The sequence below is a fragment of the Stieleria sp. genome, assembly GCF_041595215.1.
Lineage (GTDB): Bacteria > Planctomycetota > Planctomycetia > Pirellulales > Pirellulaceae > Stieleria > Stieleria magnilauensis.
In genome coordinates this window covers 1-12,630 of record NZ_JBFHKV010000111.1, presented here as the reverse complement: position 1 = coordinate 12,630, position 12,630 = coordinate 1, and the positions used below count along the sequence as shown (strand labels likewise).

The 12,630-nt window shown below is 59.0% G+C and carries 9 protein-coding genes; all 9 read right to left on the bottom strand.

The window, feature by feature from the left end; translation table 11 throughout:
* Positions 1–153: 153 nt before the first annotated feature.
* Positions 154–2,988 carry a type VI secretion system ATPase TssH gene (gene tssH / locus ABX749_RS06745; RefSeq protein WP_372895296.1) on the bottom strand — a complete coding sequence of 945 codons (2,835 nt, stop codon included), beginning with the start codon at positions 2,986–2,988 and terminating at the stop codon, positions 154–156.
* A gap of 44 nt (positions 2,989–3,032) precedes the next feature.
* Positions 3,033–4,178 (bottom strand): type VI secretion system baseplate subunit TssG, encoded by a 1,146-nt coding sequence (gene tssG / locus ABX749_RS06740; RefSeq protein ID WP_372895295.1) that lies wholly within the window; start codon positions 4,176–4,178, stop codon positions 3,033–3,035.
* Complete coding sequence (gene tssF, locus ABX749_RS06735; protein ID WP_145216889.1) at positions 4,142–5,983, bottom strand: type VI secretion system baseplate subunit TssF; 1,842 nt, start codon at positions 5,981–5,983, stop codon at positions 4,142–4,144. Before tssF ends, tssG begins: the two co-directional genes overlap by 37 nt.
* Positions 5,980–6,474, bottom strand: coding sequence for a type VI secretion system baseplate subunit TssE (tssE, locus tag ABX749_RS06730; protein WP_145216886.1), 495 nt, complete (start codon positions 6,472–6,474; stop codon positions 5,980–5,982). Before tssE ends, tssF begins: the two co-directional genes overlap by 4 nt.
* Positions 6,475–7,281 carry a type VI secretion system accessory protein TagJ gene (locus ABX749_RS06725; protein WP_372895294.1) on the bottom strand — a complete coding sequence of 269 codons (807 nt, stop codon included), beginning with the start codon at positions 7,279–7,281 and terminating at the stop codon, positions 6,475–6,477.
* 74 nt (positions 7,282–7,355) lie between these two features.
* On the bottom strand, positions 7,356–8,927 hold the full coding sequence (gene tssC / locus ABX749_RS06720; protein WP_372895293.1) for a type VI secretion system contractile sheath large subunit: 1,572 nt from the start codon (positions 8,925–8,927) through the stop codon (positions 7,356–7,358).
* A gap of 277 nt (positions 8,928–9,204) precedes the next feature.
* Complete coding sequence (gene tssC, locus ABX749_RS06715) at positions 9,205–10,704, bottom strand: type VI secretion system contractile sheath large subunit (protein ID WP_145216876.1); 1,500 nt, start codon at positions 10,702–10,704, stop codon at positions 9,205–9,207.
* A 66-nt stretch (positions 10,705–10,770) separates the two neighbouring features.
* Positions 10,771–11,289 carry a type VI secretion system contractile sheath small subunit gene (gene tssB / locus ABX749_RS06710; protein ID WP_145216873.1) on the bottom strand — a complete coding sequence of 173 codons (519 nt, stop codon included), beginning with the start codon at positions 11,287–11,289 and terminating at the stop codon, positions 10,771–10,773.
* Between the two features lie 131 nt (positions 11,290–11,420).
* Entirely contained in the window at positions 11,421–12,566 is a 1,146-nt protein-coding gene (gene tssA / locus ABX749_RS06705; protein ID WP_372895292.1) for a type VI secretion system protein TssA, read from the bottom strand.
* Positions 12,567–12,630 lie beyond the last annotated feature (64 nt).

Below are 12,630 nucleotides of genomic sequence, written 5' to 3'. Positions count from 1 at the left end.
GGTTGCTGGTGTGCAGGCTTTAGCCGCCCATTTCGCTGCTTCGCAGCGAGCGGGATGCGCCTGAAGGCTGGACATCAACGTTGCTCAATCCCCTGTCGTTCGGACGGGGCGTCTTCATGACGGGATGATGGGGAGTCGTAGGACGTGCTGCTTTTAACCGGCGACCGGGTCTTCGCTGTGGACGGTGTAGACGAACTCGTCGTCTTTCATGTCGATGGCGATTTCGGTGATCGATGCGTTAGTGGCCAGGCTGGACAGCACTTGGGATGACAATTCGGGCAGCAGCGACTTGTTCAGAATGTGGTCGACATTTCGAGCCCCCGTGTCGACTTCCGTGCATCGCGCACGAATCCCGTCGACGACGTCATCGCTGTACGTGAACTTGGCGCCGTAGCTGTCCGCCACACGACGCTGCACCTTGCCGAGTTTCAGCCGAACGATTTTGCTCATCACGTCGTCGCTGAGCGGGTAAAACGGGATCACGCTCGTTCGACCCAAGAACGCGGGCTTGAACGTCTTGAGCAGTTCGGGGAAGACGGCTTCCAGAAAACCATCGGGATCGGGCATCGTTTCGTCATCGGCGCAGAGGCTCTTGATCAGATCCGTTCCCGCGTTGGTGGTCATGATAATCACCGTGTTCTTGAAATCGATATCGCGGCCTTCGCCGTCTTTCATGTTGCCCTTGTCGAAGACTTGATAAAAGATGTCCTGGACGCCGGGGTGTGCTTTTTCGACTTCGTCCAGCAGCACGACCGAGTACGGTTTACGACGGACGGCTTCGGTCAACACGCCTCCTTCGCCATAGCCGACGTAGCCGGGAGGCGATCCCATCAACAGCGAGACTTTGTGCTCTTCCTTGAATTCTGACATGTTGATCGTGGTCATGTTCTGCTCGCCACCGTAGAGCAGATTGGCCAGCGTGATCGCGGTTTCGGTCTTGCCGACGCCGCTGGTACCGGCCAACAAGAACACGCCGATCGGCATCCGCGGATCGCGCAATTGGGCGCGGCTGGTTCGAATGCTTTGCGCGATCCGATCGAGCGCGTGGGACTGGCCGACGATCGATTCCTCCATCAATTGTTTCAGGTTCAACACGGTGTTGATTTCGTTGCTGACCATTCGTCCGACCGGGATGCCGGTCCAGGCGGCAACGGTTTCGGCGATCGCACTGGAATCGACGCAGGGGAACAGCAGTGGCGTTTCGCCTTGGACCTTTTTGAGTTGCTTTTCCAAACCGACCAATTCCTTTCGCCAGGCTTGCAGTTGCTCTTCGGTCGGCGGTGCGGCTTCCTCTGCAGATCCTTCAGCGTCCTTGTCCGCAGACTTCGCAGCATCTTTGGCTTCGGAACCCTTGGCGGCCGATTTTTCAGCCTTTGCGTCGCCGGGTTTGTCTTTGGCTGCGTCTTGTTCTCCCGACTCTTTCTGCTCCGCTTTCCAGTGCTCGGGCGAGTCTTTGTCGAGCCGTTTGCGAAGGTCGATGATTTTCGCCAGGATCTCTTTTTCCGTTTCCCATTGTTCGTTGAGTGTTTCGAGCCGTTGCTCGACCGCAACCTTTGCCTCCTCGGCGGCCGCGATGGCTTCGGAGTGGTCCATGCCGGTTTGTTCTTCGCGGCGGAGGATGCGTAACGAAACGTCCAGTTGAGCGCGGCGGCGGGTCGCATCTTCGATCGCCGGCGGTGTCGACGATTGGCTCAGCTGAATCCGCGCGCACGCGGTATCGAGCAAGCTGACCGATTTGTCGGGCAGTTGTCGGCCGGTGATGTAACGATTGGACAGCTTGACCGCTTCGACGACGGCATCGTTCATGATGCGGACGTGGTGGTGGTTTTCTAGTGTGTCGACCAAGCCCCGCATCATCTCGACGGCCGTCGGTTCATCGGGTTCGTCGACTTTGACCACTTGGAACCGTCTGGCCAGTGCGGCGTCCTTTTCGAAGTATTTCTTGTACTCCGCCCAGGTCGTTGCGGCGACGGTCCGCAGTTCGCCGCGGGCGAGGGCGGGTTTGAGCAAGTTGGCGGCGTCGCCTTGTCCAGCTTGGCCGCCCGCACCGATCATCGTGTGGGCTTCGTCGATGAACAAGATGATCGGCGTGGGCGATCCCTTGACCTCGTCGATCACCCCGCGGAGCCGATTCTCGAATTCGCCCTTCATGCCCGCACCGGCTTGCAGCAGCCCCAGGTCCAAGGTTCGAATGCGAACGTTGCGGATCGCTTCGGGGACATCACCGGCAGCGACGCGGAGCGCGAAGCCTTCCACCACAGCGGTTTTCCCCACCCCGGCTTCACCGGTCAGGATCGGATTGTTTTGACGTCGGCGGGTCAGGATGTCGATGATCTGGCGAATTTCGGGATCGCGACCGAGCACCGGGTCGATCTGTCCGGCTTCGGCGCGACTGGTCAAATCGATGGTGAATTGATCCAGTGACGGTGTTTTGGTCGGTCCGGTCGTCGGCTTGGTCGGGTCTCCGCTCGGCCGCGCCGCGCCGCTCCCGACCGCCATCGGGATCTGCGACTCTTCGCTGTCGGCGAGCAGGACTCCGAAATCTTGAATGATGGCGTCGCCGTTGATTTCGTCGAACTGATCGGAGGCGTCGCGGGCGAGCGGTCGCAGCGTCGAGGACGTCAACAAGGCGACCAACAGGTGACCGGAGCGGACTTTGGCGACGCCGTGATCGACCGATGCGAACAGCCAGGATTCGCGAACCAGGTCCACCACGTTGGGCGAGAGTGCGGGCGGTCGGCCGTTGCCGGTTTTGAATTTGTCGATCGCTTTGTTCAAATCGGACATCAAATGAGAGACGTCCACGCCCGATGCTTTGCAGGCGATCGTCAGGTCGGACTGGTCGTTCTCCAACAACTTCAGCAACCAGTGCTCGATCTCGATGTTGTAATTGGTTCGGGACAGACACAGCCCCGCCGCCGCTTCCAGAGCGCCACGGCAAGTGTCGTTGAGTTTTCCGACGAGTTCTTTGAGATTGATTTGTGCCATGGTTCGGTCAAGCGTCGAAGGTCAGAGAAGAGGACATCTATGTTCTACCGTGTTGGCGCACCGTCGTGGTGAAAAACCGCGTCGTCGCTGTCGCGCGTGGGCGGTTTACTGCACAGCCAAGTGTTCCATCCCAAATGCGGTTTGACCTTGGTCGATTCGCCGGGGCCGGTGAAGGACGATTCCGAGGGCAATTCACAGACCGGGATTTCGTCGGCCAACAGGATGACTTGCAGGTCGAAATCAAATTCCAACCCGACGTAGCTGCGGATGAATTGGCAGATCCGCACCAAGGTTTCGCCGGTGGGCATCAAGCTTTCGAATTGTTGCCAGGTCACCGGCCCGATTTGGATTCGGAATTTGGAGCTGGGGTCCCACGTCCGGTCTCCCATGATCGTGTCGACTCCCATCCGGCAATGGCCATCGACACGCCCCAAACGCGACCGTTCGGCGATCGGCAACACCAGCCATTGGCCGAACAGCGACAACACTTTGGCCGGCAATTGCAAGTAATCCGACACCATCGCGCGGAGGGATTCGGCGGTCGGACGATCGACAAATTGGCCGCCGTAATAAACACAGGCGTCATCGGCCGATTCCAAGCGATTGCGGACGCGCTTGGTGCCGCGGCCGACGATCGCGAGCAGCGCTTCGCGAACGAGATCGTTTTCGGGGCGTCGGTCGTTGATCGCGTTTTCGTAACCCCCCGGCAAGAAGTACTTTTCCCAGGCCCGATAAAAAAACGACAGCTGGCGATGGGAGAAGATGTCCAAGAAGTCCCGCATCGCAACGTCTTTGTTGTGCACGCGGTCGATCACCAGCTGGGTGTAATGATTCGGCAACGCTCCGGCCGGACCGATCAAGCCCCAAAACGCAATCTCCAATTCCCAAGGCTGATTGTCCGAGTCGTCGTCCTCGTCGCGTTTTCTCTGTCTCGGCTGCAGCGACACGATCTCGCTGGGCGAGAAACTCAGCGAGACTTCGGATCGAAAGCGGACGCCTTCTTCGGAAATGTTGCTGACCGTTCCCAGACGCCCGCGACGGGCCTTGGACCCCAGCGCCAGATCGCGATCCATCTCCGCCAGCGCACCGGAGAGCAGCAGCCGAACGGCTTGAAAGAAACTGAATTGATACGGCTCGTCGACGAGCCGCTTGCTTACAGAAACGTCTGTCTTCCGGATCGCGCCGGCCATCGGGCAACCTCTTGTTCTCGGAGGCTACTTCGCAACGAGGTTCGGGTAAAGGAATTGATGGAAGCGTACAGGGACAGGAATCGTTCCAGCACCATGCCGAGTAGATAGGCACCGCCGCTGCTTAAACGTTCTTCGTCGATCAAGATGTCCAGATCCAGACCGCGACACAGTGTTGATCCGCCGGACGGGTTTTGGCACCGCGCGACACCGGGCCGGCACTTGACCGAACGGATCGAATCGATGCGTTGCTGTGAGTCTCCTTTGCCAATGAAATCGTACAGCCCCAGGATTTCTCGCAGCGCCGTGGCCCCTTCGTCGGCGTCGAACAGCGACACGTGACCGAGCGACAGATGGCTGATCATCCGCCAGTACGTGCCTTTTTCCAGCGGCGGTCGCAGTGTCACCCGCGGTTGGGTGACGCACTTGGGGGCTTCCAGCGGTCCGCCGTGAACCAGCTGCAGCTTGGGGCGGCCGCCGCCAAACTCCAATCGCTGGGGCAGATTTCGGCTCGTGCAAAGCGCCCGCACATCGAGCACGGTTCCGTCACTCTGGTCGGGCTGGAAATCTAAATCGACCAATGACAAATAGACCTCGGTCGCCAGATCCTTGGCCCCGCCGCTTTGTCCCGATCGACGCCGATGCAAATGATAAAACCCCCGCCGCAGCCGTTCCTCGCCGGCGTGCCGGACCGAATAAAACGGGTGATAAACCTTTTCGTCGCGTTCCGAATCGATCGCCGTCACGCTTGAAAGACTGTGAACTTCAAAGGCCCTGGGCTGGCGGGCATCGGGAATCACTCGGTATTCCGGCATCGTGTAGCTGACCCGGATCGGTTCACATCGCTGCTCAAACAGATTGACCATCGGCGTGCAACCGATGCGAATCGTTTCCGGTTCGACAAATTGCTCCACCGCGCCGACATGGCGTTTCATCAAGACGTACAGGTGCAGCGAGCCGCCGAATCCTTTGAGCGATTCCTGTGAAATCCCTTTGACGTCGAAGAACATGAATTTCTCGGGCGCCGCAAAGTATTCCGACAACAATCGGTATCCGCTGAACGTTCGCGGTTGCGAAGGAAAGATACACTCGTCGGCCTCGAACCCGATCGGATGGATTGCACCGGCCGACAATCGAATCGGTTTCGGATCGGTGGGAGAACGCGCCAGCAAGACTTCGATCGAGTCGTTCTGAATCAATTCGTAAAAGTCCATCGCGGCATGCGAGATCCCGCGGATGAAAAACCGCAGCGACGTCATCTCCATCGTTTCGAAGGTGATGGCTTCGCGAAAGCTTCGTAATTCCACATGCAAGACCGATTCGGCCTTGGGCAACAGCGGCGAAGGGGGACATTGAAAGGGCTGGCCCTTGTACCCTGCCGCGGCGACCTTGTAGGGAAACAGTTTGACCGGATAGACGGTTCGATATTGGCAGGCTCCGTCTTCGGTCGACTCGGTTTCCACGCCTTCGCCGGCCGCGATCTTGTAGCCGCCGACCAATTCCGCTTGCCGTGGATCGAGCGCGAACTCGACCACCGCCGTCGACGGGATCGGGGCGAGATAGTGCGGGTAGAGCACGCCCAACATCGCGTGCGTGATTTCGGGAAAATCATCGTCCAGCTTCAGTCGGGTGCGGGCCGAAAGCAGCGCGAACGACTCGATGATCCGCGACACGTGCGGATCTTCGCTCAAATCATCGCCCAACCGCAGCCGCGCGGCGATCTTGGGATGCTCCTGCGCAAACTCCGAACCGAAGCGGCGGAGGTATTGAAGTTCCTGGTTGTAGTAGGGCAGCAATCGATCCGTCATCGGCGAACTCCACGCACTAAAAAGTCTCCGCTGGTCGCGTCCAACTTGCTGTCGTAAATCACCGGCTCGGGCGCGGGGTCGACCTTCAACATTCCGTCGATACGAAAGCGGAGTGCCCGATCGGTCGGATCGCTGGTGTCGGCCAGTCGGACGTGCACGTTGATCAATCGCGGCTCAAAGGCTTCGATCGAACGCAGCATCATCCGACGCAGCATTTCCTGTTGTTCGCGAGAGCCCGTGTTGATGCCCACGCAATCGGGAATGCCGTAGGCGAACAACGAGCGGTCCAGCTCTTTCAGATCGTCCGGCCAACTGGTGGCGCGACAGCGGGTGTTGAGCAGTGCTTGCAGGTCGCGACCCACGCTTTCTTTCATCTGCTGTAGCACCTGGGTCCGGTTCAGCGGCGCTTCGGTCCGATTGTGAGGGTCCAAGTCGATTAGCCGATCGAGCACGCTGGGGATCAGGGGGCGGTCGTTGGGAACGCGAGACATTTACTCACCACGCCGAATCGTTTGCAGTTCCATGATCGGCAAATCTTGGTCGCCCGCGAGCAGCATTTTTTGGCCGCGGCCGCGAATGATTCCCTGGCCCGAATCGACCCAATCGGTGCCGCGTCCGAGTTGCAGATTGGCGTCGGTCGGGCCGTCTTCTGCCGGCTCCAAGTAGATTGCCGGCAGGTACACTTCGCCATCGGGGCCGGATTCGATCGACAGAGACGCTTGCCGCCAGAGCAGGTCAAAGGGACGCTTGGGCGGATGGATTTCCATCTCCAGGATCTGGTTCCAGTCGACCCAAAAATACTTTCCGGTCGTCGTGTGCACTTCCAAGACCGGCGACAACAGGTCGTCCAAGTCGCGGATCTCGTCGACTTCGTTGCCGTCGACTTCAATCGGCTGATTCAGGTTGGCGGTTTCGGCCATCGGCTCCAGGGCCGCCGCGGCAGCGGAGACGTCGCCGGATCGATACAGGGTCAACGCCTGAAGGTGTGCTTTGAGTTTGTCCGACGGCTCACCCAAAAATTCCGGCACCCGGCCTTTGAAAAAACTTTCTCGCCGGGCCAGTTCTGCTCGCACCAATTGTCGCAACAGCGCCGCACCGATGGCCGCTTGCGGGTCTTGGTTGGTGACGGTGTCGAGTTGTTTGTCGGCACGCTCAAAGTTGCCGGCGATGCAGGAGAGTTCGGCGAGTTGAAAACGCAATCCGACGTCGGCCGGTTTGGCTTTGACCGCCGCCAGAGACGCGTCCACCGCTTCGTCCAGCCGTCCCGCTTCGTACAGCTCCATCGGAGTGTTTGTCATCGTTGAATGCCTCGGTTAGACGGTTGAACGCGCGTTGGAGTGAATGAAAGGGATTGATGGGTATCCGCCGGATCCTACGAGCGTCCGATCCGGGTCTGCAGGCGAACGCTTCCGACCATTTCGTCGAGTTCGTAATGCGGCGCCAACCGCATGATACAGTAAAACGATCCCGGCTTACCGGGGTCGGGTTGAACGGTGATGCTGGCTTCGCGAAGTGGTTTGCGGCTTTTCACGTCGGCGCTGGCTTCCCGGTCGGCGGTGACGTACTCGATGATCCAGTCGTGCAGCAAGCGTTGCAATTCCTCGGCCGTGGTAAACGAGCCCATTTTGGTTCTGCCGATCACTTTGATGTAGTGGGCGAACCGGGAAACCGTCAACATGTAAGGCAGCATCGCGCTGATTTTTGCGTTGGTGTTGGCGTCGGCGGTGTCGTACTTCTTGGGGCGTTGAAGCGATTGTCCGCTGGCGAACACCGCCATCGGCGTGTCTTTGCAATCGCAGATCGGCAGCAGCCCCAAATCGCTGAGTTGTCGTTCCAGGGAATCGGTGACCGCGATTTCGGTCATCGGTCGCGGGACCACACCGGGTGCGTCGGTGGGAAAACTCAGCGCGGGCAGATCGGAGACCAGTCCGCCGCCTTCGACGTCTTGGCGGAGTCCGCGGATGTCGGCCAGCCAACCGCTGGTCGCAAACGAACGCATCAAGACGGCGGCGTAGGCATAGCCGGGGTTGCCCCACAAATAACTTTTTCCGTCGGGGCTGAAGACGTCTTCGCGGAAGACAAATCGATCGATCCGGCTGCCGTCGTCTTCGTAGGGCCCGCGCATCAGGATTCGCGGCAGCACGACGCCGACGAATCGGGCGTCTTCATCGTCACGCAGCGCGTTCCATTTCAGATAATCCGTTCGCGACAGACGGGCCTCATGGTCGCGCGTCACCTGCAGCTCCGAAAAACTCTCCAGGTCCAGCAGCTCTGGACTGGCCGCCAACAGCACCGGGCAAAACGAGCTGGCCGCCACACCCGACAACGCTCTCAGGATCGACAGGTCATCGGTCGGGTGTTCTGCCGACACGCGGGGATGGATGTCGTAGTCTCCGATCAGCACGCCGAACGGTTCCCCGCCGGGCATCCCCAGTTCTTCCTCGTAGACCTTTTTGAACAGCGCGCTCTGATCGAATTCGACGTTGCGTTCAAAGTCTTTTTCGAGTTCTTTCCAGCGTGCCGACAACACGCGGACCTTGATCATCGGATCGCTTTCGATGTCCGCCCGCCGGACCAGAAACGCGAGCCCGCGCCAGGAGGATTCCAAACGCTGGAACTTGGGGTGATGCAAAATCGCGTTGATCTGGTCGTTGAGCAACCGATCGATCTCGGCGATGTCGGCGGCCAGGCGGGCGAGCACCGATTCCTTGTCTCGCAGCCGCCGATCTTGGCTCCAGCTTTTGCCGAACCAGCATTCCAGCGACTCTTCGACACCGTCAGCGGCAAGAAACTTGGCCAGAGGCGTCGAAGCGGATGGCGACGTCGGCGCCGTGCGGTCGTCGTGACTGTCCACTGCGACAGCCGACAGGACTCGCTGAAGCAGAGACTCCGCGAGTACTTCGGTGTGAAACGATCCATCGGAGTGGAACTCGGCAGGCGACATCGTGGCTTGCTCTTGGCAATGGTTGGCGTGCAGCCTTCAGGCAATCCAGGGTGCAGAGGCAACGCTGTGAAGCATTTTTTAGCGGTAGGGCGCGAGCCCTCCGGTGTTTCGGGAACGATGAGGAACCGGAGGGCTTGCGCCCTGCCGCTAACTTCTCGTAAAACGCGGGAAATAAATGCTTCGCAGCGTTGGTGCAGAGGGATCGGCTTAAGCCTAGACACCAACGGCTTTTGCCCGCGCCATCGGCGACGGGCACTTCGATAACTCTGGTTCCGGATCAGCCGAGCTTGGGAATGCTGGCGACCATTCGCATGCTGGTCGTCAACTCTTCCATTTGCAGCCAGGGTCTCATCCACGCCACGGCGTTGTAGGAGCCCGGTTTGCCGGGGATCTCCTTGACCTCGACGCGTGCTTCGGCCAGCGGATAACGGGCCCGCACGTCCGACGGCGGATTGGGGTCGCTGGTCACGTAGTTGTGGATCCAGCGATCCAGCCACGCTTCGCAATCGCTGGCTTCCATGAAGGAGCCGATCTTGTCGCGTCCGAGGACCTTCAAGTAGTGCGAGAAGCGGCTGGTGGCCATGATGTACGGCAACCGAGCGCTGATCGCCGCGTTGGCGGTCGCTTCGGGGCGATCGTAGAGCTTGGGTTTCTGGGTCGTTTGGGCGCCAAAGAAGACCGAGTAGTCGGTGTTCTTGAAGTGGCACAGGGGCAGGAACCCGAGATCGCTGAGTTCTTTTTCACGGCGATCGGTGATGGCGATTTCGGTCGGACATTTCAAGTCCATGTCGCCGTCATCGGCTTTGAAGATATACGAGGGCAGGCCTTCGACCTTGCCGCCGTTTTCGACACCGCGAATTGTGGTGCAGAAACCGGTCTTGGCGAACGCGTCGGTCAATTTCGTGCCCATCACGTAGGCCGTGTTCATCCAACAGAATTCGTCGTGCGCGACGTGGATGGATTCGCCCTTTTTCCCCACCGGGACTTCTTCGTAGGCGAATTCGTCGATGGTCTTGGTGTTGGCACCGTAGGGCAATCGGGCCAGGGTGCGCGGCATCGTCAACACACAGAACCGACTGTCTTCGCTCTCGCGGAAGCTTTTCCACTTGGTGTATTCGGCCGAATCAAAGATGCGGGCCAAGTCACGCGGTTTGGAAAGTTCGGTCCACTCGTCGAAGCCGAACAGTTGCGGCGCGGTGGCGGAGATGAAGGGACAGAACGCCGAGGCGGCGACACCGCTGACGCTGGTCAGCAGATCGACGTCTTCGGGATGGTTGGTGAACTCGTAATCGCCGATCAGCGCGCCGTAGGGGGCGCCACCGGGAGTGCCGAATTCGTCTTCGTAGAGTTTCTTGAACAACTGGCTCTGGTCGAACTCGACGGCTCGGTCCATGTCCTTGAACAACTCGCGTTTGCCACAATTGAGCACGCGGATTTTCAAGGAGTCACCGGTCTCGCTGTTTTGGACCAGGTGATGCAGTCCGCGCCACGAGCCTTCCAGTTTTTGGAATTTCTCGTGATGCATGATCGCGGCGAGCTGGGTGCTCATTTTGGCATCGATGCCGGCGATGGCGGCATTGATCGATCGCATGACATCCTTGTCAAACGTGACGGTCCCCTTCAGGGCTTCTTCGGTCAGCGTTTTGATCAGCTCTTCGGCACGAGAGCGTTCGGTCTTTTTGGTCGCCGCGATCGCGGTTTCCAGTAGACTGACACTTTCTTCGGTCTCGGTCGTTGACTGCTGTTCAGCTTGGCCTTCGGTCTCACCGGTACTCATGGCAAGTTGACTCCTCACATCGGGGGATTGATTCAGAATAGTTTGAAGGACGAACGGGGGCGGGGGTTATTCCGCTGCCGGCTCGTCGTTGTCCATGCCAAGCTCTCCGGAAAGCTGCTTGAGCTGGTCGCTGTTTTTGAGCACTTGTTCCAGCACGTTTTCCAGATCGTCGCTCCGATCGATTTTGGTGGCCAGATCACGCAGCTTGTTTCGCGTGGCCATCAACTTCTTCAGCGGATCGACCTTGTCGACGATGTTCGCCGGTTCGAAGTCGTCCATCGATTTGAAGTCCAAGTTGACCGACATTTCGCTGCCGTCACCGGCCAGCGTGTTTTCGACACGCATGTTCAATCCCGGTGTCATGCGTTGCAACACATCGTTGAAGTTGTCGCGGTCGATTTGGATAAACTTTCGATCCTTCAACGGTTTCAACTTGCTCGTCGGGTCCCCCGAGAAATCGCCCATCACGCCGACCACAAAAGGCAGCTCTTTGACGACCTGTGCCCCTTCGGTTTCCACCTCATAGGTGATGTGAACGCGAGGCTTTCGGACACGGTTCAACTTTTGTTGTTGGCTTTCGGCCATCTCATTATCTCCAGACGCGCGATTTGCGAGCTCGAACACGAGCCCCTCTACCATTCGGTTTTAAGTCACCGGCCCCCCCCAAGCAAGCTTTGCGGGGCGGCCGAGCGACAAGAAACTAGTGAAAATGTGTCTCAATCATCCTCGTACTCATCCTCCTTGACCGGAATCCCGGTGCGTTCGGACAAGTTCTTCAGCACGCTTGAGTCTTGTATTAATTTTTGCAGCAAGGTCGGCAGGTCCATGCGTCCGAATTCGACGGTCTGTTGCAACATGTAACTGACCGGCGAATGCGGCTCGGTCTTGCGAAAGAATTCGCTGGCCTTCATCAACATCCGAAACGCGTCTTCGCGATTGTTGACCTGGGCCTGTGCCAGATCGACCTTGGGCCCCGCGTTGGGCGTCAATCCTGTCGCCGCGGTCTCCCCGTCGCCTTCGGGTTCTGCGTCACCGTTGCTGGACAACAGGTTTCGCGTCAAGTTTGAGAACGCCTGCTGAATCGTTTCCAGTGTCCGTCGGATCTGACTGCTCGGCGGCGTGTGGTCCTCTTCGCCCTCGACGCGGCACTTGGATTCCAGCACCGCGGTCATTTCTTTGTAAGCCTCGATCGCCTCGGCAAGGTCTTCCTCTTGTTGCCGCAATTGATCCAAATCGATCTGGCGGACCGCATTGTCGAAGTCATTCTCGGTGACTTCGCCGCCACCGCCCCCGACGGTCGCCTCGCGGTAGGCCGCGTACGTCAGCGCGCCGTACTCGGGCAGCAACGGAATTTCCTCCAGCGGGGCGATCAATGTCCCCGGTCCTTCCACGCCGTTCAAACTGGCCAGCTGCGAAACGGTGTCCAGATACCCGTCCTCTTCGTCGTGTGGCGGATAAATCCCGTCCCAATACGTCTCGCAAATTTTGCTGATCAATCGAAAGGCGTCGCGTGCGCCGGCGTAACCGTTGCGTCGCGTGTTGGCTTCGACCAACCAGGACGCCACCCACAGGTCTTTGGAATGATGCGCGATGATGTCGACGCATTGGTCCAGCACGGATCGCCAGTCCGGCGAGCTGGGCACTTCGACGCCCTGTCCCTGATCGCTCAACGCCGCCAGTTCGTCCTCGTCGTACATCGCGAATTCACGAATCTTGCGTTCCGCATTGACCGCCTCGGCGCGTGCGTCCTTGGCGCGCTGGAACCGCTCGAAATCGCTGCGACGCAGATACTGCCCGCTCGGAGATTCGTCCGAAATCGGGGCCAGCAGTTGATCAAAATCAAGTGTCGTTTCAGATGCCATGATGAACTCTCGGTGCCCAGCGTAGTGGACGTCTCACGGGAATACGTTTAATCGTTGCCGCTGC